This window comes from Candidatus Eremiobacterota bacterium, assembly GCA_031082125.1.
In the GTDB taxonomy this organism is placed as follows: Bacteria; Vulcanimicrobiota; CADAWZ01; order CADAWZ01; family Ess09-12; genus Ess09-12.
The window spans coordinates 90,381-111,367 of the sequence record JAVHLM010000016.1; the positions used below are offsets into that span (position 1 = coordinate 90,381).

General features: G+C 54.8%; 24 protein-coding genes. 19 read left to right on the forward strand and 5 right to left on the reverse strand.

The features are described 5' to 3' along the window. The first annotated feature begins 5 nt into the window (after positions 1–5). From fabD to RDV48_17775, 16 genes are all read left to right on the forward strand, one after another. Positions 6–953, forward strand: coding sequence for an ACP S-malonyltransferase (gene fabD, locus RDV48_17700; GenBank protein MDQ7824640.1), 948 nt, complete (start codon positions 6–8; stop codon positions 951–953). Between the two features lie 181 nt (positions 954–1,134). Further along, the gene (locus tag RDV48_17705) at positions 1,135–1,374 is read left to right on the forward strand and encodes an acyl carrier protein (GenBank protein MDQ7824641.1); all 240 of its coding nucleotides are present in this window, start codon (positions 1,135–1,137) and stop codon (positions 1,372–1,374) included. A gap of 94 nt (positions 1,375–1,468) precedes the next feature. After that, a complete protein-coding gene (locus RDV48_17710) occupies positions 1,469–1,960 on the forward strand; it encodes a nicotinamide-nucleotide amidohydrolase family protein (GenBank protein ID MDQ7824642.1) in 492 nt (163 codons plus the stop codon). A 6-nt stretch (positions 1,961–1,966) separates the two neighbouring features. Then, positions 1,967–2,326, forward strand: a complete 360-nt coding sequence (locus RDV48_17715) for a hypothetical protein (protein MDQ7824643.1) — start codon at positions 1,967–1,969, stop codon at positions 2,324–2,326. 47 nt (positions 2,327–2,373) lie between these two features. Further along, on the forward strand, positions 2,374–2,976 hold the full coding sequence (thpR, locus tag RDV48_17720; GenBank protein MDQ7824644.1) for an RNA 2',3'-cyclic phosphodiesterase: 603 nt from the start codon (positions 2,374–2,376) through the stop codon (positions 2,974–2,976). Then, entirely contained in the window at positions 2,969–3,961 is a 993-nt protein-coding gene (gene recA, locus RDV48_17725; GenBank protein ID MDQ7824645.1) for a recombinase RecA, read from the forward strand. The genes thpR and recA overlap by 8 nt, the downstream gene beginning before the upstream one ends. Positions 3,962–4,129: 168 nt before the next feature. Beyond that, positions 4,130–5,671 (forward strand): ribonuclease Y, encoded by a 1,542-nt coding sequence (gene rny / locus RDV48_17730; protein ID MDQ7824646.1) that lies wholly within the window; start codon positions 4,130–4,132, stop codon positions 5,669–5,671. A 315-nt stretch (positions 5,672–5,986) separates the two neighbouring features. Continuing rightward, positions 5,987–6,442 (forward strand): hypothetical protein, encoded by a 456-nt coding sequence (locus RDV48_17735; protein MDQ7824647.1) that lies wholly within the window; start codon positions 5,987–5,989, stop codon positions 6,440–6,442. Between the two features lie 580 nt (positions 6,443–7,022). Further along, complete coding sequence (locus tag RDV48_17740; protein ID MDQ7824648.1) at positions 7,023–7,736, forward strand: hypothetical protein; 714 nt, start codon at positions 7,023–7,025, stop codon at positions 7,734–7,736. Further along, positions 7,736–9,442 (forward strand): HNH endonuclease signature motif containing protein, encoded by a 1,707-nt coding sequence (locus RDV48_17745; protein MDQ7824649.1) that lies wholly within the window; start codon positions 7,736–7,738, stop codon positions 9,440–9,442. The genes RDV48_17740 and RDV48_17745 overlap by 1 nt, the downstream gene beginning before the upstream one ends. Positions 9,443–9,663: 221 nt before the next feature. Continuing rightward, positions 9,664–9,924, forward strand: a complete 261-nt coding sequence (locus RDV48_17750) for a stage V sporulation protein S (GenBank protein MDQ7824650.1) — start codon at positions 9,664–9,666, stop codon at positions 9,922–9,924. An 89-nt stretch (positions 9,925–10,013) separates the two neighbouring features. Next, positions 10,014–10,838, forward strand: coding sequence for a PHP domain-containing protein (locus RDV48_17755; GenBank protein MDQ7824651.1), 825 nt, complete (start codon positions 10,014–10,016; stop codon positions 10,836–10,838). Between the two features lie 39 nt (positions 10,839–10,877). Next, a complete protein-coding gene (locus RDV48_17760; protein MDQ7824652.1) occupies positions 10,878–11,240 on the forward strand; it encodes an NADH-quinone oxidoreductase subunit C in 363 nt (120 codons plus the stop codon). A gap of 16 nt (positions 11,241–11,256) precedes the next feature. Next, positions 11,257–12,270 carry a tetratricopeptide repeat protein gene (locus tag RDV48_17765; protein MDQ7824653.1) on the forward strand — a complete coding sequence of 338 codons (1,014 nt, stop codon included), beginning with the start codon at positions 11,257–11,259 and terminating at the stop codon, positions 12,268–12,270. Continuing rightward, positions 12,267–12,878: a sigma-70 family RNA polymerase sigma factor gene (locus RDV48_17770; protein ID MDQ7824654.1), complete on the forward strand. Its 612-nt coding sequence runs from the start codon at positions 12,267–12,269 to the stop codon at positions 12,876–12,878. The genes RDV48_17765 and RDV48_17770 overlap by 4 nt, the downstream gene beginning before the upstream one ends. After that, a complete protein-coding gene (locus tag RDV48_17775; GenBank protein ID MDQ7824655.1) occupies positions 12,865–13,125 on the forward strand; it encodes a hypothetical protein in 261 nt (86 codons plus the stop codon). The genes RDV48_17770 and RDV48_17775 overlap by 14 nt, the downstream gene beginning before the upstream one ends. 16 nt (positions 13,126–13,141) lie before the next feature. Here RDV48_17775 and RDV48_17780 read toward each other — a convergent pair whose 3' ends face one another. Both RDV48_17780 and RDV48_17785 read right to left on the reverse strand, forming a co-directional pair. Further along, positions 13,142–13,750: a hypothetical protein gene (locus RDV48_17780; GenBank protein MDQ7824656.1), complete on the reverse strand. Its 609-nt coding sequence runs from the start codon at positions 13,748–13,750 to the stop codon at positions 13,142–13,144. Between the two features lie 236 nt (positions 13,751–13,986). After that, positions 13,987–15,327: a lactate racemase domain-containing protein gene (locus tag RDV48_17785; protein ID MDQ7824657.1), complete on the reverse strand. Its 1,341-nt coding sequence runs from the start codon at positions 15,325–15,327 to the stop codon at positions 13,987–13,989. Positions 15,328–15,522: 195 nt separating this feature from the next. Between RDV48_17785 and RDV48_17790 the strand changes: the two genes are divergently transcribed. Both RDV48_17790 and RDV48_17795 read left to right on the forward strand, forming a co-directional pair. Continuing rightward, positions 15,523–15,930 (forward strand): hypothetical protein, encoded by a 408-nt coding sequence (locus RDV48_17790; protein ID MDQ7824658.1) that lies wholly within the window; start codon positions 15,523–15,525, stop codon positions 15,928–15,930. A gap of 30 nt (positions 15,931–15,960) precedes the next feature. Further along, positions 15,961–17,136 carry a pyridoxal phosphate-dependent aminotransferase gene (locus RDV48_17795; protein MDQ7824659.1) on the forward strand — a complete coding sequence of 392 codons (1,176 nt, stop codon included), beginning with the start codon at positions 15,961–15,963 and terminating at the stop codon, positions 17,134–17,136. On the opposite strand, the gene RDV48_17800 is transcribed toward RDV48_17795, so the two are convergent. Both RDV48_17800 and RDV48_17805 read right to left on the reverse strand, forming a co-directional pair. After that, on the reverse strand, positions 17,111–18,022 hold the full coding sequence (locus RDV48_17800) for an aldo/keto reductase (protein ID MDQ7824660.1): 912 nt from the start codon (positions 18,020–18,022) through the stop codon (positions 17,111–17,113). The genes RDV48_17795 and RDV48_17800 overlap by 26 nt on opposite strands. Positions 18,023–18,041: 19 nt before the next feature. Next, positions 18,042–18,653, reverse strand: coding sequence for a GerMN domain-containing protein (locus RDV48_17805; protein ID MDQ7824661.1), 612 nt, complete (start codon positions 18,651–18,653; stop codon positions 18,042–18,044). A gap of 202 nt (positions 18,654–18,855) precedes the next feature. Here RDV48_17805 and RDV48_17810 point away from each other — a divergent pair, with 202 nt between their 5' ends. Continuing rightward, a complete protein-coding gene (locus tag RDV48_17810) occupies positions 18,856–20,499 on the forward strand; it encodes a glycosyltransferase family 39 protein (GenBank protein MDQ7824662.1) in 1,644 nt (547 codons plus the stop codon). On the opposite strand, the gene RDV48_17815 is transcribed toward RDV48_17810, so the two are convergent. Next, positions 20,474–20,971, reverse strand: coding sequence for a hypothetical protein (locus tag RDV48_17815; protein MDQ7824663.1), 498 nt, complete (start codon positions 20,969–20,971; stop codon positions 20,474–20,476). The two genes, RDV48_17810 and RDV48_17815, sit on opposite strands and share 26 nt — an antisense overlap. Positions 20,972–20,987 lie beyond the last annotated feature (16 nt).

Genomic DNA, 20,987 nt, shown 5'->3' on the forward strand with positions numbered 1-20,987 from the left:
AGTGGATGAAGAATGTCGCATTTGTCTTCCCGGGCCAGGGAGCTCAGAAGGTCGGTATGGGCTGCGATCTTGCCCAGACTTTTAAGAAAGCCTCTGAGGCTTTCAAAAGGGCAGATGCCATACTGGAATATCCTTTGAGCAGGCTCTGCTGGGAAGGACCGGAAGATGAACTCAGAAAAACAAGCAACACCCAGCCTGCAATCCTTACCACGTCAATCGCATGCAACCAGGCGCTGGTGCAGGCAGGAATCACCCCCGTTGCAATAGCCGGGCACAGTGTCGGCGAATACGCAGGCCTTGTGGCAGCCGGTGTCCTCTCCTTTGACGACGCCCTCCGCCTTGTCCGCAGGAGAGGAGAGCTGATGCAGGAAGCGGGTGATGAAGCGCCAGGAACAATGGCTGCAATTATCGGAATGGATTATGATGCGATCAAGGAGGCCTGCACGGAGGCCCACCCCACAGGCATAGTGGAGATCGCGAACTTCAACACGCCTGAACAGATTGTAATATCGGGCGAGGTGCGGGCAGTGCAGCGGGCAATGGAGATTATCAAGGAAAAAGGCGCCAGAAAGGTGGCTCCTCTCAATGTGAGCGGTGCCTTTCACACAAGGCTCATGAAGACCGCAGCCGAAAAGCTTGCCGTTGAGCTTGAACACGTGCATTTCAGCAGGCCGAGCGTTCCTGTCGTGGTGAATACGACGGCTTCGGCGCTGAGAGACGCCCTGCAGATAAAAGAGGCTCTCAAGCACCAGATCCTCGGCAACGTGCTCTGGGTGGACTCGGTAAAGAAGATGATCTCGCTTGGAGTGGATACCTTCGTGGAGGTAGGCCCAGGCAAAGCTCTCTGCGGGATGATCAGAAAAATTGATAAATATGTTCATATCTATAATGTTGAAGATAGTGAGAGTCTCAAAAAGACCGTAGAAGCAATCAGAAGCGAGGTATACGCATAGTCTCAGGCCGCGGTGAAAGCCATGATGAAGCAGGGGAACCGGTTCGACGGGTTTTCACCCGGCGCCTGGAGATTCATCGGGATAGGATGGAAGTGAACAGCAAAGGAGCACAAGAAGGAAATTTTACGTTTAAGTTGAATGAAAAACGATTGAAATGAAAGATAACCTCGGAGGTGAAGCGATGTCAACCGTTATTGAAAGAGTTAAGAAAATCGTTATAGAGCAACTCGGAGTTGATGAAGATCAGGTGACGCCAAGCGCATCATTTACCGATGATCTCGGTGCGGACTCCCTTGATACCGTTGAGCTTGTCATGGCCCTTGAGCAGGAATTCAACCTGGAGATCCCTGATGAAGATGCGGAAAAAATCACCAACATTGAAGAGGCCGTGAAATATATTCAGGAGAAGATGGAGTCATAGAGAAGAGACCTCCTGGTTTTTCGTGGCACCGGAATAGTTTCGTCCACGATAAAAAGGAAATCAGATGAAACAGGTTCGTCGGTGCTGCAGGTAAGTGCAAAACCACCTTGTTCTTACGATAAAAAGGCTCTGTCATCTTACACACTGCACAGTTTCTGTCGCGGAATCCTGTACAGGAGGGATCATCGCCGGCTCCCTTACCTCTCTTCCCGGAAGCTCGGCTTATTTCATAGGCGGCGTGGTGACTTACAGCAACAGAGCGAAAACATCTCTCATCGGGGTGCCGGAAGACTCTCTCAACCGCTATGGTGCAGTGAGCCGGGAGGTGGCCCTGGAGATGGCCAGGGGAGTTCGTGAGCTTTTCGGCACCACTTTCGGCCTCTCGGTCACCGGAATAGCCGGTCCCTCGGGTGCAACGGCAGAAAAGCCGGTGGGGCTGGTTTTTATAGGGGTGTCGGATCCGCGGCATACGCAGGCTTTCAGGTTTATGCTCAAGGGAAGCCGCCGGCAGATAAGGGCGATCACGTCAATGAAGGCACTCCGGCTGCTTGTAAAGGTTCTTGACGGATATAGAGGAGGTCAGTGACATATCATGGTAAGCATCAAGGAATTCGGGAGAAACTCAAGCTTCTGCGGCGTGCTCAAGAAGATTATGGAATCAGTGAAAGAGCCGATCTCCTGCGAGGAGATAACGGTGCATGCCCTTGAGGCATGGGGGCGCGGATTCCCTGCCAATCCTTACAACGATATCAGCCTTATTTACAAGCTCCTGAATACCTACCTCGACTGCGAGGCCTCCTATGAGGATCTGAAGGAAAAGCAGGTCATGGTAATGCGCGTTGAGGGTGGTGAAGTGCCCCTTGTTCCCAGCCTGCTTCCCAATGAGCTGAATTCCGTCGTCGATCAGATAAAGAGGATAAAGTTCCGTTTAAGAGAGAGCGAAGACGACTAAGGCCGCTTCCTCTTTCCTTCTTACTTCTTCCGGCATACTGGTGAGCTATGCAGAGCCTGAGACTGTTCTATGCAATTCCCCTGGCGCCCCGCCTGAAAGCTACTCTGTCCCGGCACCTGGAACAGTGCAGGGCCTTCAGCGCAGAAGTGAAGTGGGTCGAGGTGGAGAATCTTCACCTCACGCTGAGGTTTCTCGGCAGCGTGGAGCAAAGCCGCCTTCCTGAGTTTTTGAACGCGGGGAGGGCCATTGCCGGTGAGCATGCCTCCTTCAAGCTGTTCTGGGAAGGATTCGGTGCCTTTCCGACGCTTCGGAGCCCCCGGGTGCTGTGGGTGGGAATCTCACGGGGAAAAGAGGGCCTCGCAGCCCTCAACAGGGAGCTTGAAAGGGGTGTCACTGCTCTAGGTCTCCCGGAGGAGAAGAGAGCCTTCAGCCCCCATCTTACCATCGGAAGGGTGAAAGGCGGGGGGGGGATAGCCGGGCTTTCGCGGCATATTGAAAAAATCAGAGAGAGCAGGATCGGGGAGATGGCAGTGCCCTCCTTTTTCCTGATAAAAAGCACCCTCACTCCCAAGGGTCCGCTCTATGAGCACCTTGAGGAATTCATGCTCGGAGCAGGGGAGAAAAGAGAAGAAGAGGAGAGCCATGGATAAAGTTAAAACGCTCGAAATGGTAGTGGGACAGCTTGAGAAACAGTATGGGAAAGGCGCCATCATGCGCCTCGGTGACATGAGCTCAAGGGATGAGACTTCAGCCATCTCCACAGGCTCTCTTGCCCTTGATATCGCCACGGGCATCGGCGGCGTGCCCAGGGGAAGGATAGTAGAGATCTACGGCCCCGAATCATCGGGAAAGACCACGCTTGCCCTCCAGGTGGTTTCTGAGGCGCAGGCCAAGGGAGGTATCGCGGCGTATGTGGACGTGGAGCACGCCCTTGATCCGGAGTATGCTAGGAACCTTGGCGTTGACGTGGACAATCTCTACGTGTCGCAGCCAGATACGGGCGAGCAGGCCCTTGAGATAGTCGATTCCCTTGTGAGGAGCAATGCCATTGACGTTGTTGTCGTAGACTCGGTGGCGGCTCTCGTTCCCAAGGCGGAAATAGAGGGCGATATGGGTGAGCCCCATGTGGGCCTTCAGGCCCGCCTCATGTCCCAGGCCCTCAGAAAGCTCACCGGGAGCATCAGCAAGACGGGGACCTGCGCCATCTTTATCAATCAGATAAGGGAAAAAATAGGGGTCATGTTTGGCAATCCCGAAACGACGCCTGGCGGGAGGGCTCTGAAATTTTACAGCTCCCTCAGGCTGGAGGTGAGAAAACTGGAAACCATCAAGATCGGGAATGATGCCGTCGGGAACAGGGTCAAGGCCAAAGTAGTCAAGAACAAGCTTGCTCCTCCTTTCAGGCAGGTAGAGTTTGATATAATTTATGGAAAGGGCATATCAAAAGCGGGGAGCGTTATCGACATAGCCCTGGAGAAGGGCATTATCACGAGAGGGGGGTCATGGTACACTTACGGTGATACCAAACTGGGGCAGGGGCAGGAGAATGTCAAGAAGCATCTCGAGGAAAACCCCGCCCTTCTCGGCGAAATCACCGTGAAGGCGAAGAAAGCATCAGGCCTGACTGCGTCGTGAGGAGGGCTCTTGACAAAGGGAAAATAAAAAAGCTACAATAGGAAGGATTGGAGATTTCTCTCACGATGTGTTGACGTAGGATAGTGAGACTCGTACTGAAGATTGAAATTTAATGAGAAAGGGTGATGGTTAAGGAAAATAAAAACTGAATAAGGAGGTGAACCGGCTATCAATATAATATTAGCGATAATACTCATCGTCGTAATGTTTGGAGTCGGTGTCATAATAGGCTTTCTTGCCATGAGGAATGTGGGAGAGAAGTCCTTTTCCAAGGCTCAGAAGGAATCCCAGAGGATTGTTGAAGAGAGCCGGAGAGAAGCCGAGGCCCTGAAAAAGGAGAAGCTCGTCGAGGCAAAGGACGAGATTTTCAGGGAACGGGCGAAGATGGAGAAGGAGCGCGATGAGCGCCGCAATGAACAGCAGCGCCTGGAACGCAGACTCCTGCAGAAAGATGAAAATCTGGACAAGAAGCTGGAAGCGCTGGAAAAGCGGGAAAAAGGTTTAACCTCCAAGGAACAGGAACTGGCCCGGAAAAAGGAACAGCTTGTCCAACTGGAATCAAAGCAGCGTCAGGAGCTTGAAAAGGTCGCAAAGATGTCCACCGATGAGGCGAAGGATCTCCTTCTGAAGAAGGTGGAAGATGAAATCCAGTTTGAGATAGCCTCCAGGATAAAAACCATGGAGGAGCACATCAGGGAAATGGCCGATCTGAAGGCGCGAAGGATAATCTCCACGGCAATTCAGAAATGGGCGGCCGACCAGGTGGTGGAATCGACGGTTTCGGTGGTCTCCCTTCCCAGTGACGAGATGAAAGGACGAATCATCGGCAGGGAAGGAAGAAACATCAGGATGCTTGAGTCACTCACCGGCGTCGATCTGATCATCGATGACACTCCTGAAGCGGTAATCCTCTCAAGCTTTGATCCCATAAGACGAGAAATAGCCAGAATGGCTCTTGAGAAACTGATCCTCGATGCACGGATCCACCCTGCGAGAATTGAGGAAATGGTCGAAAAGGCCCGCAAGGAGATGGATCAGAGGGTCTGGCAGGAAGGTGAGCAGGCCACTTTTGAGGCAGGCGTCACCGGTCTCCACCCGGAGTTGATCAGGATGCTTGGGAAGCTGAGATTCAGGACAAGTTACGGGCAGAACGTGCTCTCGCACTCCTTGGAAGTTGCTTTTCTCGCAGGCGCCGTGGCCGCTGAACTGGGTACCGATGTGCAGCTTGCCAAAAGGGCAGGCCTGCTCCACGATATAGGCAAAGCGGTCAATACGGAGGTTGAAGGTCCTCATGCGCTGATAGGAGGCAAGTTCGCCGAGAAATACAACGAGTCGCAGGATGTGGTTCACGCGATAAATGCTCATCATGAAGATGAGGAGCAGCGGTCAGTCGAGGCCTCGCTGATACAGGCATGTGACGCCATCTCGGCGGCGCGGCCCGGTGCGAGGCGCGAGACCCTCGAGGCGTACATCAAGCGGCTGGAAAAGCTCGAAAAACTTGCCAATGCATTTGAAGGTGTTGACAAATCCTACGCGATTCAGGCTGGAAGAGAAATCAGGATAATGGTGAAACCCGAAATGGTTGACGATGTGAAATCAACCAAGCTGGCCCGGGACATTGTGAAGCAGATAGAGCAGGAACTGGACTATCCAGGCCAGATCAAGGTGACCGTTATAAGGGAAACACGAGTAGTGGACTTTGCAAAATGAAAAAAAATGCCGCATGCCGGCAGGACCCAGATTCACCTGCAGGGGATTTTGAATATAGAGTGTGTGGTGCGGGGAATCGAGGGGAATGAAGGCACGGGGCATTTACGGAGAGTTAAGGAGAGTCAGAGGCGGAATCTGCCCGCTTCTGACTCTTGCTTTTAGTCCGCCATGAGGAAAGGGGTGAAAACTAACGGCACACCACCGATGAAAGGTAAATGCAAGGTGGACTTCTGGGAAAGATTTTTGTATAATATCCGGGGAAGCAGGAGCGTCTCCGCTTCCCAGTTGTGGAAAAAATCGCAGTATGGAGGGTTCATGAAAAAAATCTACGCAGTAGCTTTCCTGATGGTGGTATTTTCAATCGCCCATTCCGTGCGGGCAGATGATGCCGGTATTGAGGCGGCGAAGGCTCTTTTCAAGAGCTACGTGGCCCTGGAGCAGGCTTTCAACCCGGGTGTCGCCGATCTCTATGCCGATTCCGCGGTCATAAAAAACAAACGCATATATCCCAGCGGCCAGGTCAAGGAGCTGTCCCTGCCTGCAGCCACTTATAAGGATTTAATCCGCAAGTCAATGCCTCTCGCGCGGCAGAAAGGCGATCTGAACGAATACTCCGAGGTAAAGTATGTAAAAGAAGGAAATTACATCCGCATCTCAGCAATGCGCTTATCAAAGCTCAAGCAGTACAAAAGCCCGCTGTCGCTTCTCGTCGGCAGGTCAGGGAAGGGCACCTGGCTGATCTATGAAGAGCTTTCAGAATCAAGGCCGTAAGCTGCGCCGGGAGAGAGGCTCCTTGAAAAGAGACGTCAAAGGAACCAATCTCCGAGAAGTTGACTCCCATTTCGAATGGCTCTGGTTCTGCACGGACAGCATCAGGGCTTTCAGCCCGCCATCCTGTCTTTTTCCCCGCTCTGACTCACCGCTTCCCGGAATTCTTCTCTCTTCGACCCTAATGATGAGGAGAGGCAGGGGAGGCTCTCTGGGGCTCTTAGCCTGGCACCTTCGCTTTTTTTGTATCGGTCCTGGTTGCGCCATCACTGTCAGAAGCCTTGACGTCAACACTGCCCAGGGATTCGCCGATTAGTCAATTTCAACCCTGAAGAGCCCTGCATAAAGTTTCCTAAAATAATTTTCAACAAGCATTTTGACTTTCAGGTCCCCATAAAATGGCCGCCAGGGCCTGAAACAGGGCATCTCTGCCGATCTAAAGCGCTTTTGGGTCATTTTTGATGTTTTTTCTCTCCACAGGCATTGGCGACGCACTCAGCGATGCCTCTTAAACCCATTGCTTATCTAAGTTTTAAGGATCGCTCTCTTTGATTTTTAAAGTAATATCTGTTATAATTGGTTTATGGATACAAGTGTTCTCTGCCTCGATAATTCTTTTTTCCTTCCCGATGATGAGGAGCTCCTCCACCTCAATGATTCTTTGTCTTCGCAGGATTACGAGGACCTTATCCTCCTCCCTGAGGCCTATGAGCTTCCCGCCGAGGCCCGTGACAGGGCGGAGCGCATGGTGAAAATCACCAGGGAGGGCCTCATTCCCGAGGCGGAAAAGCTCACCTCAGACCTTATCTGGGGGCCTCCGCTCATCGACAGGGATGACCGGGCCTCCCGGCTGGATTTCACCCTCTGCACGGCAGTCAGAGGCCGCCTTGCCCTTGACCTGGTCCTGGGCGGGCTTCTCGTGAATCTCAAAACGAAAGGAGTTGAGCGATTAGGCTATCGCTCCATGGCGACCTTTGCCATGGAGCATCTCTCGATGTCGGGGCGCACGGCATCGGAGCTGATGTACAATTTCCGGCTTCTCGAAGGCCTTCCCCTCTCGCGGGAGGCGTACCTGCAGGGGAAAATCGCCAAGAGCGCCCTCAGGCATCTCTCGAGGGTCGTCACTGTTGAGAACGAGGCCGGGTGGCTCGAGAAGGCTCAGAAGCTCTCAGTGGGCGCCTTTGAGAGGGAGGTAAGGAAGGCCCTTGCGGCTCAGGCTTTCCCGTCAAAGACGCCCGGGCGCCCGGCCGCGGCGGCGATTGCTCTCCCGCTGATGAGCAGGGTAATGAGGGAGTGATGATGCAGTTTGGCGTGTCACCGGCTCTTGCCCTCACCTGGGACTTCGCCCTCTCCCTCTTCCGCGACAGGGAGCACTATGAAGGACCTGTTGCAGGCTTCATCGAGGCCCTCCTTGCCAACTGGATGGCCTCGGGAAAGTGCGCTCATGGTCCTGCACCCTCTGATAAGGAGGGAAGCCTCCCGGTTTTTTACAGGGGCAGGGAGGCATGGAAAGGCTCAGCCGGCACAATTGCCATCAAAGGCGATGCGCAGGGAGAGTCCTTTTCGGAAGGCACAGGGAATGATGCTTTGGAGGCAGAGAGCTCGCCGTGGGATGAGCCATGGAACATCTTTTTCCCTTCGTGGCTGGAGGAGACCTGTCGGGGCGGAGAGCCCGGCAGCGGTTCCGTCAGGGCCGTCGCAGGGAGGCTCATCAGGGCCGCCGTGATGCGCCAGAGGCTCGAAGCCGCAATCGGGATGCTGCTGCGGGCGATGCACGCAAGGCAGCTCTTTACCCGTTTCGGCTTTGAATCAATCGAGGAGTATGGAGAGGTGCGGTGCGGCCTCTCAAAAGCTCAGGCCCGCCAATTCATCATGGTCGCCAACGGCTTCCGCCGCCACTCCCTCACCGAGAAGGCCTTCAAAAGCGGCACCATCACGAGGGAGCAGGCAAAGCTCATTCTTCCCCTGGTGAATTCTAAAAACGAAGAAGCCTGGATAGCCTATGCCGCATCTGTCCCCACGGCAGACCTCAGGGAAGAGGCGGTGCGCATCGCCCGGATCATCGAGTACGACAGCTTCGCCGCGGTGAGCTATACCCTCCTCCCCGGCTTCCGCTATCTCAGTGATGAGCGGTATCATGAGCTTCCCTTCGAGGTGCGGGACAGCATCAGGACCGGGTCCTGGTACGGCGGCCCCTCGGCGGTCTCAGCGTGGCCTCTTTCCGAGGATGACGAAGCTTCCCTGGAGAGCCGCGACAGGCGCTTCGACGAGCCCTGGAACCATTTCAGCGATGTTGACGAAATGCTCACCGCTGAGGCCGCCATGAAAGTTGAAAAAAATTCCGTGCTGTGTGCGAGCCTGGAGGAGGCCCGGCAGATCTGCACCCTTCCCGAGGGTGAAAATCCCGAAGAGACCTTCCTTGTGGACATCCTCCAGGGAGAAGGCGCCTCCGGGAGGCCATCACTCACCATGGCAATCAGGTTTTATCTCCCTGAAGAGCTTTATCAACTCTGGAACACTGCCGCCAGGGCTTTTCTATGCCTCACCATGCAGGCAGAGGCCGTCGGAGCAGAGGGTAAAGAGCCGGTTACCTTGCATCCCTCCTATGCCCTGATTCCCCCGGAAGAACAATTCCTTGCCGCCCTCATGGCGGACTACCTCTCCACCGAGGGCGAATTCCAGAAGGCTGCCCATCACCACAGGATCCTGAAGCGCGACCGATTCCGCTGCCAGTCCCCCGGCTGCCGCTGCCGGCGCAATCTGCACATCCACCATATCATCAGGCGCTCCCAGGGCGGGACTGATGACCCCTGGAACCTTATCACCCTCTGCGAAGCCTGCCACCTCCACCTGCTCCATGGCCTCAGGACTCTCACCATCATGGGGAGAGCCCCCTTCGGGATCACAGTCATCTTCGGCTCCCTCTCAGAAGGCGAAATCCCCTTCCTTGTCTATCAGAGGGGATGCAGGCTCGTGAGAAATGTCGTGGATCGCATACTTTAGCCCGGTTCCCCCACCGCCTGGCCCTCTCTCACCGCATCGCGGTGCAGCCTGAAAGCTCACCTGGAGAGGGCGGCAGGATTTTTAATGTCCAGGAGGATTTGGGTGCTTCGTGTCTAATAACGCTCATGGGGTAGTTGGGGTGGGGGTTCCTCCGCAACCCTCCATCGGTAAAAGATGTTACAGAAAGCCTACTCACAAATGAAGCAAGAAGGAGAGTTCCCATGGAGGTATTGAAAGTATCTGCGAAATCCAATCCAAATTCCGTTGCCGGCGCCCTTGCAGGGGTTCTGAGGGAGAAGGGGAGCGCCGAGATGCAGGCGATAGGCGCCGGCGCTCTGAATCAGGCGGTAAAAGCAGTCGCAATAGCGAGGGGATTTGTGGCGCCAAGCGGCATGGATCTTATCTGCATCCCTGCTTTTACGGAGATCCAGATAAACGGTGAGGAAAGGACGGCCATACGTCTCATTGTTGAGCCCCGGTGACACCTTTCGGAAGGCGCCAGGAAAACCATTCCGGAGTTCGGGAGGTTTTTCTTTTTTGAGAGCGGAAGGGGACGCGAAGGACTTACGGGATGGTGCCAGTGGCAATTGATCTTCATACGCACACCACGGCCTCCGACGGCACGCTCACTCCCCGTGAGCTCGTAACCCTTGCCATGAGCAAGGGTTTCCGAGTGCTTTCCATCACAGACCATGATACTGTTGCAGGATTCATGGAAGCCCGGGGATGCGGGGGAAAAACTCTTGAGATAGTTCCGGGAATAGAGCTGAATGCTGAAAGGGGAAGCGAGGAAATCCACGTGCTGGGCTATTATATCGACGTGGAAAATCCCGTGCTCCTCAAGAGGCTCGGCAAGCTCCGTGAGGAGAGGATCACAAGGGTCCACGAGATCGTGAAGCGCCTTGCCGCTCTGGGGATGAAGGTCACCTTCGATGAGATCATCAAATACGCCCGGGGCGAGTCGGTAGGGAGACCCCACGTGGCAAGGCTTCTCATTGACAAGGGGTACATCCCCGATATGCAGTACGCCTTTGACCACTTTCTCAAGCATGGGGGCAAGGCCTATGTCCCGCGTCCCCATTTTCCCCCTGAAGAGGCCGTGGAGATCATTGCGGCATCGGGGGGCATTCCTGTGCTTGCCCATCCCGGCTATAATGCCGACGAGAGGATTATAGACTCTCTTGTGGAAAGAGGGCTCAAGGGGATAGAAGTCTTCTATCCCGACCATCTTCCCCTTCAGAGAGAGCACTTCAGCAAACTTGCCGGGAAGAAGGGCCTTCTGATTACGGGCGGCTCCGATTTTCATGGCTTCGGGAACAGTCACTTCTCGAGCCTCGGCGTCGAAGGCCTGTCCATGAAACATTTCGAGCTGCTGAAGGCTGCCAGGGGGAAATGAGCCGTTCAATCAGCTCAGGAAGAGGGAGGCGAGAGCTCCATGCGGGAAGATAAAGGCATGATAACCACCCTTGAGAGTGAGCCCGACGGGAAGAAGAGGGTCCACTGGGAATGCACCTCATCGCAGTTTACCGCCGTGGCATCGCGCCTCAAGGAGGCCCAGGCCCGCCTTATCACGGTCTATGCCACGCCCCAGGGTGAGAGGGAGGTGGGGCTGAAGTACTATTTTGACCTTGAGGGCTTTGTGCTGATCGTGACGACCAGGACGGAGAAATCAAGCATCAGCTCCCTTTACACCCTTTTTCTGAACGCGGATTTCATCGAGAGGGAAATCAACAACCTCTTCAGGATAAAGTTCCTGGGGCACCCCAACCTCCCTCGCTACGGGAGCACCGAAGAATAGCATCAGGAGAGCCCATATGGCCCGCAGTGCAATCGCATTTTTTCTTGCCCTTTTCATTGTCGTGCTGCTTGCTTCACCAGTATTTCCCCAGTCGGTGGCGGCGCGCAACCATTACAAGGTGGGGAAAAACCATCTTGAAAGCGGGCGCTATGGCGAGGCAGAGAAGGAATTCAAGGAGGCCCTCAAGATAGAAGGGCGTTACAGCGATGCAATGTACCTTCTGGGCCTCACCTATTTATTCCAGAATAACTATGATGACGCCCAGAAGTGCATTGAGCAGGTTATCAGGCAGGAGCCCCGCTTTGACACGGCCAGGCTCTACCTTGCCACGATACTGATGGAGAAGGAGCAGTTTTCAAAGGCAAAGGAGCAGCTTCAATATGTGATAAACAGCGATCATAACTTCTACCAGGCCTATTATGGGATGGGCGTCATCCTCTACAAGGAGGGTGACCTGCCGAAAGCCATTGACCAGTGGAAGAAGGCCCTGACCCTGGAAAAGACCTATGCCCCCGCTTATTACAACATGGGACTTGCCCTTTATCTAATAGACAAAAAGGATGAAGGGACAAAGGCTCTTGAAAAGGCCATCTCCCTCAAGCCCCAGAACCCCCTCTACCAGTTCAGCCTCGCCTGGATACAATACGGCGAGGGAAAGAAGGAAGAGGCCCTCCGCTCCTTCGGGAAGCTCAAGGACATGGGAAGCGGCACCCCCCTTGGCCTCCTCAGCGAGGGGATGATCCAGTACGGAAAGGAGAGCTATGAGACGGCCCTGGAGTGGGCTCTCAAGGCGCAGGCCCAGGACCGCAAGTGCGAAAAGGCCTTCGAGCTTGCGGCGATGAGCTGCGAAGCCCTTGAGGAGTGGGACGAGGCCGCCAGGAACTATGAGGCATTGATGAAGCTTGATCCCAACGAAAAGGCTTTCAAAGAAAAAATAGGGGCATTGCAGGAGAAAATCAAGAGCCTTGAAGAAGAAAGAATCCAACGCTCCCGGTATCCCTACCATGAGATGAACAGGATTATCAAATGAACGAGGTTATTCCAAGCACCTCCTCCGACGAGGAACTGGTCTCCCAGGCCAAGGCCCAGAACTACAGGGCCTTTGAGGAGCTCATGAAGCGCTATGAGAAGGGGATATATAACCTTGCCCTCAGGATCACCAAGAGTCCCCAGGAGGCCGAGGAGATCCTCCAGGACACCTTCCTGAGCGTCTTCAAGAACATTGACGGCTTCAGGGAAGAGTCAAGCTTCAAGACCTGGATCTACAAAGTGGCCACCAACTTTGCCCTCATGAAGCTCAGGAAAAAGAAGCAGATATCGAGGGTTTTCATTGATGAGCCCCTGCAGCTTGACGGTGAGGAGATCCCGAGGGATATCGCCGACTGGAGCAAGAATCCCGAGGACCTTTATGAAAAGCAGGAACTCAGGCGCATCCTGAAGGATGCCGTTGACTCCCTGCCCGACACCTACCAGACAGTCTTCTGGCTGAGGGACATCGACGGCCTCTCCAACCAGGAGGTCGCCACTATCCTGGGCCTCTCCCTTCCCGCAGTCAAGTCCAGAATCCTTCGCGCCCGGCTCCTGATGCGGGAATATCTGAGCGAATATTTCAAGGATGGGAAAAGTGGAAGAGCATAGATGCCATAATATCCTCTGTATGCTTGGGGAATTCCTGGACGGGGAGGCGCAGTCCCATTGCTGCAGCCAGATTGAGGCTCATATGGGGAGCTGTGAGCGTTGCAGGATTGTCATCCGCACCACCAGAACCACGGTACAGATATGCAGGGACAATGCCTGCGAGGATCTCCCCGACGCGGTGAGAGTCCGCATTCGCCAGGTAGTGAAGGAATATCTCCTGCAGCAGAACCTTATCGGGGATGAATGAGTGGTGCCGTGACGGATCAGAGCCCCTGGTAAGTGTTCTCCAGTGAGGGGTTGGAGATGAAGAGGGGGGCTCCCTGGGCTTCCTGGATATGGTGGCGCCTTTTCGGGGCGCCGTTATTTTTTTCATCCCTGAGGCTCACGAGGAGGTCAAGGGAATGCTGGAAGTCGTCTTCCGCAATGAGGCTCACCGGGGCGGCGTAATTCTCATAAGTGGTGAGGCTTTTTTCATACGACTGCGTGTCTATCCCCATGGTGTGAAGTGTTTCAAGGGCCATGCGGATCTTGCTTTTTGAAAGGGTCGGCGGGGGGCTCTTGCTCCAGGTGCCTCCGCAGCTGTACTCGGCTTCCCCCCTGGAACTTGTCCTCATATGAACCGGCGAGCCGTTATGAACGCCTATGGGGACGCCACGGTCTTCATTGGGCGTCTGCGGCTCATCAGGGCGGCTTTCCACGCGGGAGGTACCGGGCTGATCACGGCGGGGCGCGATCCCGCCGATATGGGACTCGTCACCCCGCATCTCCACCCGCTGCTCTTGAGGCTGCTGCGGTGAAGGGGCGGGGGGCATCTTAAGATCGGCGGCATTCCCCTTCGGAAACCCGTAGCCAACCTGCTCAAGTGATCCCATGGGATAGTACCTTCTTCCCTCTTGTCATCTATCCTGTTCTCTTATTATAGGGTATCGCCATGAAATATGCAAGAGGCTCCGGTTGTGGTGTGCAGGGAGGCCAGGGGCCATTCTCCTCTTCAGCCAACGTTTGATTCTGTCCCTATGGGTGCACCGGAACACAGACAGAATCTGTTGGCCGGGAGAATTGCCCCTGGACTCTCTCTACAAAGCTTATTAAAGCGATAATCAAGTCGTCATACGGGTCCTTTACCGGGGAGGACAAGGCGCTCCCCGGCATGGTCCGCCACGTAGGTGTCAGGGTCTTTCCGCCAGGCCTCGATGTCTATCACGGCAGGGTCAATGTACCGGAGATTTATCTTTTTGCAGGTTTCAGCGCTGAGGCCCGTGGCAAGGTGGACTGCTGAAGGCGTCTCGATGCCATTTTCACAGGTTCCGGGGCCGTACACATGGGTTACATGGGCGAGGACACAGGGATTTATTCCCTTCTCAAGGTAATCCCCGAGGCGGGCCTTGATGAAATCGAGGCAGTGGTAGCCCACGCTCTCAATGCCACGCCCCCAGGTCCTGGAGATTGTGGAGAGGTGGGGGGCATAGATGACAAGCTTCCCCCCGGGCTCCACAAGCTGGATGAGCTTGTAGCTCCCCTTGCCGCCGGTCCATAGCTCATCGTAACGGGGATCGAGGAGGGCCAGCACCTTTTTGTACCTCCTCCCGGTATACTCGATATTCACTTTCACGGTGAGCTTTGCAGCCTGCAGATAGGCTTCCTCGGCGGATCCGAAATAAGCCCCGCGGAGCGTTTCGCCATCGGGCACCAGGGTGAGGGCGTGCTTTCTTGGTCCCCTCATGAGGCTCACGCAGTGAGTTATCACCTCCCTCACCGGCGTGGCGATCCTTCCAATGACCTCCGGGATGGTGAGGGCCGCTCCGAGCCAGTGGGTGCAGCCCGTGAGCTCCGGGTCACCGATTCCGGGAGAGCAGTATTTGAGTCCGCCTGAGCATCCCACCACCTCGTGGGGGATGACAGGCCCCATGATAACAATGTCATCGGCTTCGGCGGCAATCTTATTGAACCTGACTTTCACTCCTTCACCGCGGCGGAACTCCCTGAGGTCCATAGCCCCCCCGGAGAGTCTCAGCCACTCCCTGGCGCTCACGGTACCCACCTCGGCGAATGCTGATGGATTCCCCCACTCATGGTTGAGGAAGGCAAGCTTTGGCATCCTCTCAAGGTGCTCTTCTTTTGAGATGCAGAGGTATTTCAGAATATCAGGCAAAGCCATGGCCCCGTGGGTGCCAAGCGCCACAAGTGCCACAAGCTTTTCCAGCTCTACCGCTTTTGCATCGTAGAGACCTCTCAGGCCTTCACCGATATGCTTTCCCCCCGACCGCGTGCTGTCGGGAATTATGGCGACAACTTTTTTCCCTTGGATTTTTGAAGATGCCTCTCGTACGAGGGCGCGCACATCAATCGTCATAGCCTTTCCCTCCTCCCTGCCCTGAGGAAGGGCGCTTATCAGGGGGAGGGCTGCCATCCCCAGAAGAAAGGTGCGCCGCGAGATTCTCTGCTTCATCTTTTTCTCCCATGTAATTCTCATTCCATTCATCACCGCGGCATAAATCCCTTTTTGGTGCAGGTGGCGCTCTCAGGGGCCGCAGAGGCTCTCCGCGGCAGGGAGAAGGGTTGAAGGTGCCGGGCCTGGAATACTTCATTGGGAATTGCCAGTGAATTTACCGCTGTGTTCCTGGCAATGAGAGGGGGTTCAACTATGGGAAGTCTTTTCGGTAAGGGAAAGGGGGGCACGGGCCTCACCCCTTCGCAGAAAGAGGCCAGTGCTTCGCTTCAGAAGGCGGAAGGGCAGATCTCCAGGGTGCTGAGCAAGGGATTCTCCGGCGAGCACTCTGAGACTGATGTGCAGCACCAGCTCAGGAAGTGGATAGACAATTCGAGGGTGAGCCTGGACACGGTGACGAGAAGCCTCAAGGCAGGCAAGGACCGCCGGGGAGGCCCGCTGAATTTCCCAAAGATAAGCGAGGGCCTTTGCAAGATGTGCGATGATTACTGCAATTCTCCTTATATGGTAAAGCTTGAGCGCTCCATGGGCGCTTCCATGCGCGATGAGTTCAGGAATGCAATTCTTCTCGTTCAGGAGGCTGCCAAAAAGCTCGCAGGATAGAGAAAATACAAGGAAGGACTGAGTGATACCATGATCGCCGAGAGAATCAAAGAACTTGAAGAGAGCATGACGCTTGCCATCACCGCGAAGGCGAAAGCAATGAAGGCACAAGGTGAGAAAGTCATCATCATGGCCTCCGGTGAGCCCGATTTTGATACGCCCCAGAACATCAAGGATGCAGCGGTGCAGGCCATCGCCCAGGGTTTCACCAAGTACACGGCCACATCGGGCATTGATGAGCTGAAAGAGGCTCTCTGCGAGAAATTCCGGCATGAAAACCGCATCGAGTACACAAAGAAAAATGTCATAGTGACCTGCGGCGGCAAACAGGCGCTTTACAACGCGATCCAGGCCACCATCAACAGCGGTGACGAGGTGATAATCCCTTCACCTTACTGGGTAAGCTACGTGGAGCAGGTGAAGCTCGCGGGCGGCAAGCCAGTAATCCTGAACACAGGTGTCACCGGCTTTGATCTTGAAAAGCTGAAAGGCGCCCTTACGCCCAGGACCAGGATGCTCATCATCAACTCCCCCAACAACCCCACGGGAGCGGTCCTGGAGAGGGCAACCATCGAGGGTATTGCTGCCCTCGCCCTCGAGAGGAAGTTTCTGGTCATCTCCGATGAGGTCTATGAGCGCTTCATTTACGGCAGCGGAATCCATCACTCCATTGCCTCCCTCGGCCCGGAGATGAAGGAGCTCACCATCACCATAAACGCCTTCTCAAAAACCTACTCCATGACCGGCTGGCGCGTGGGCTATGCCGCCGCCCCTGAAGCGATTATCAAGGCTATGGGAATGGTGCAGGATCACCAGACTTCAAACACCTCCTCGATCTCGCAGAAGGCAGCCCTTGAAGCCCTCAAAGGCTCCCAGGATTCTGTCACGGTCATGGTGAGGGAGTTTGAAAAACGCAGGAACTACATGGTGGAGAGGCTGAATGCTATAGAGGGCATCGAGTGTCCTCTTCCCCCCGGGGCCTTTTATACCTTCCCGAGAGTGGCGGCGCTTTACCATGAAAAGCTCAATGGCTCATTTGCCTTTGCCGAGCGCCTTCTTGAAGAGATGAAAGTCGCCCTCATCCCGGGAGTGGGCTTCGGCTCCGATGAGCACGTGAGGCTCACCTACTCGGCGTCACTGGAAGATATCAGGGAGGGAATGGACAGGATAGCCGAGTTCGTCAGTCTTCAACGCTCGCCGCGGTGACGGCCTTGTCCACCTCTTCGGAGCTCTCGAGGGGGACCAGCACGCTGCAGATGCCGTTTTCGGTGAGAACCCATTTTATCGAGGCCGAAAAGAGGTCCTGGCCGAATTTTCCCGCGATGAGGCGCTTGGTGAGCGAAGGTTGGCTCAGGTTCTTCTCCGTCACATGGGAGGCAAAGACGGCGATCCCCTTCCGGCCCGCTTTCTCTGCAAGGCTTCTCAGGGTCTTGTAATTACTTACCGAGTATTCCAGGATCAGGATATCGAAGCCGCTCATCCTGAAGAGCTCCCTGAAGATCTCCTCTGGGCTCTCCTCGCCGCTCTCCTCCTGGTACTCACGCAGGGAGAGGCCGAGGTAGCCCACCTTCTGCTGCTTCCTGAGCTCGTTGAAGGCTGCCTGGACGCCGCGGCACTTGAGCTGATCGAGCTTTTTCACCTCGTGGACGATGACGGCGTCGATATATTTCGTCCTGAGCCGCTTCATGCTTCTCTCGAAGGAGAGCATCAGGTCCTCGGGAGAGGCTTTCCCGTCGGTGAGCCACCGCGTTGAAAGCATCACCTTGTCCCGCCAGTTCAGCAGATTCTCACCGATAATCTCTTCGCTTTTCCCATAGGCAGGCGAGGTATCGATAAAATTGATGCCTTTCTCAAGAGCGCTCTGCAAGGGCGACCATCCCGTCGTTTCCAGGCGCGACGCATCAAAGGAGACGGCCGTGACTTTCAGGCCGATATTGCCCATCCTTCTCTTTTCGAGGATGAGCTCTTCGTCGGCGAAGGCTTTATGCGGCGAAAGCCTTCCCCAGACGGCCGAAAAGGCTGCAGCGGAAATACTCCCTGCCATGAGGCGGTGGAAGTCCCGTCTGCTCATCAATGAGGGGTTTTCGCTCATATGAGTCCTTTCACTGATTTTACGGCTGCAGCACGTTCTGCGTGTCACCGTTTACCGATATGACCACTTTTTTCACCGGGTTTCCCGGGAGATTCTTGAGGGTGTTCTCAATCTGGGAGCGGCGCTGGTCCATCTCGCAGCTTCCCCCTCCCTCGTTAATCCTGTCGTTGAAGTCCACCTGGATCATGCCCTGCTCTATTTTTACTGAATTGAGCTTTGTGTGGGGAGGGAGGGTGGTATAATAGCCCTGTTTTTTGAATTGATCGGCAGGGCCCTTGATAAGCTCGTCAATGAGCTTTTTTACCGCTTCTTCGTCCTTATCAGCAGCCAGGCCTATTTCAATGGGATAGGTTATCTCGGGATTGAGCACCTCGGGATCCTTTACCGAATTTGCGTAAAAGACCTTTGCCGAATGAGGGTCCTGCAGAGCCGGTGATGCCTTGGGCGGTGTCGGGGAAGCCTGTGACGGGCCTCCCGACGGGGGAAAGGAGTGCTGAAGGGCTGAGGAATCAAGGCCGGTCTTTGAAGTGCATCCCTGGGTTCCCTGGAGCGCCGCAAAAAGGGCCATGGAGAATACAAGCATGAGGAAAACAAGAGGGCGGGTCATTTTCCCAAAGTCGGTTCTTTTCATAGCTTTCTCCCCTGTCAAAGGGCGCTGGATCTTCGGCCGCTCTTTTTTTCTACAGCCGGACGAGGCATAATATTCCATGCAGCCGCGGGATATCCTTCTTTCACCGCTGAGGGCAGACGACTCCCCGGCGTGGGGAAGGTATGGCGCGGATAAGCGGAGAAGCCATAACGGATCCTACTAAGGAATGAGGCAGGCAGAAAGCATGAAACAGCCTTCCCGGTGGGCGCTCCTTCTTCTGTTGCTGCTGGCGCTTGCTTTCGTGAGCATTGCAAATGTGAGGGAATTCAATCCTGACGACGAGTCCCTCTATGTCCACATTGCCAAGGAGATGTATGGGAAGGGGGAGCTGTGGATCCCCTCGTGGTGCGGCAGCGAGGCGTATTTCAAGCCCCCGCTTGTGTACTGGATCCTCATGACAGGCTTCATGATGGGGGGAGTTTCGCTTGTGGCGGCCAGGATTCCCATTGTGCTCCTTACCCTTGCCACGGTGCTCCTCGCCTTTCTCATCGCGAAGGATCTTTACGGAAAGCGTGACGGAGTGCTTGCCGCCCTTTTTACCGCGACAAGCCTGGGAATTATCATTTATGGCAGGATCGCCATGATGGATCTTCCCCTCTGTTTCTTCATTACTCTCTCTGCATGGTGCTTTATCCGGGCGCTTGACACTGCCCATCCCTTCTGGACAGTAGCTTTTCTTGCCGCAGGGGGTCTATCGACCCTCATCAAGGGCCCCATTTCACTGGTGATTATACTGAGTGCGGCTTTCACCTGCTGCCTGATCTTCAAAAGACATCGCCATATATTGAATGGCTGGTTTGTCGCAGGTGCGGCGGCGGCCCTGTTTTTCATGCTTCTGTGGCCGGCCGTGCTTGCAATGAGGGGCGAATTCAGCCATTGGTACGGCTTTTTCATTGTCAGGGAAAACCTGGGAAAATTCAGCGATATCCGGTATCCTGTCCACACATTTCTTGCCTCCTATCTTATCTATCTTTTCCCGTGGACTCCTCTTCTTATCTCGTCACTGTGGATTCTCATCAGAGAAAAGCTTTACAGGGAAGAAAGGCTTATGGTTCCTCTCATCTGGGCAGCGGCAGTGCTTGTGATGCACCTGCTGCCCGCCACAAAGCTCAAGCATTACACCATCCCGGCCATTCCCCTCACCATGGTGTTTATTTCTGCAATGGCGGGTTCATGGGGTGCAGATCGCGCAATGAAGAGAGGGATTATAGCACTTCAGGCTCTTCTTGTCCTCCTGTTCATTGTTTTTGCTGCAGCAGCGAGGACAGGCACTACGTGGGGAGATATTCTGCTTGCCGGCGGGGCACTTGTGGCTCTCCTGGCCTCATGGAGAACTTCCGGGGGGAAAGATGGCCTCTCTGCCGGGGCGTTTTTTTACGGGGCGGCCCTTCTGTGCATTCTTCCCTTCATCGGGAACCACTCCTTCGAGAGGCTTCCCCAGGGCGCTCTTCCCCATCTGGAGGGAAAAGTGGCGGCCGTACGGATTCAGATCTATATACACACCTATTTCCTGGGGCGACCTGTGGAGCAGATTGACAATCCTGTTGACTTCAACAGGGTCCTCCAGGAGGGGGGCAGAGTGATAATCTCCGAGACCGATTTTGATGAATTCGGCGCCGTCAGAGGATTCAAGCTTGCGCCGGTTGAGAAGATCTACTCCTGGAAGCAGTGGAGAACGGCGATGCCTCTTCCGATAATTCTGGAAGCCTTCTTGAAGGGTGACACGGCGCCTCTTATTGACACCATTCATGTAGTCCGGCTGAAGAAGCAGAAGGAACCTGGCCTGCCCGTCCCGGGCTCTTTTACTTCTTGTCTTTCACCCACTTGACATCCAGGTCGCCGTCACCGCGCTTCTTGAGGTTCTTCTTCACGTAGTTGACGAGGAAGTCGGAATTTTCCAGGTTCGAGAAAAATGAAATGGGCACTTCGTTCGCCACGGAGATAATGTGCTCTTTCAGTTTCCAGGCAATACCGGAGCGGTCGAGGGTGTCGATACCCTGGATCACTTCCCACTTCACCTCGCGCTTTTCCTCGCCATTCAGGTATTCCACACCCCAGTCATGAGCCACGAGATTCTCATTTTTTACCCTCTCGGTGAGCTTTTTCCTGGCAGGGATGGAAGCCACAAGGATAAAGAAGCTTACGATGCAGAAGCTCATGTTGATAACCCAGGCCTTTTTCACAAGGAGTGTCGCGATGCCAAAGCCGACTATCCCGAGTGCCGAGATGATGATGAGCCCCGTGAGCACTTTTATCACATTTTTGTTTTCACCGGTATCGTAAGTATAAAAAGTTTTCACTTATCAGAGGCCCCCT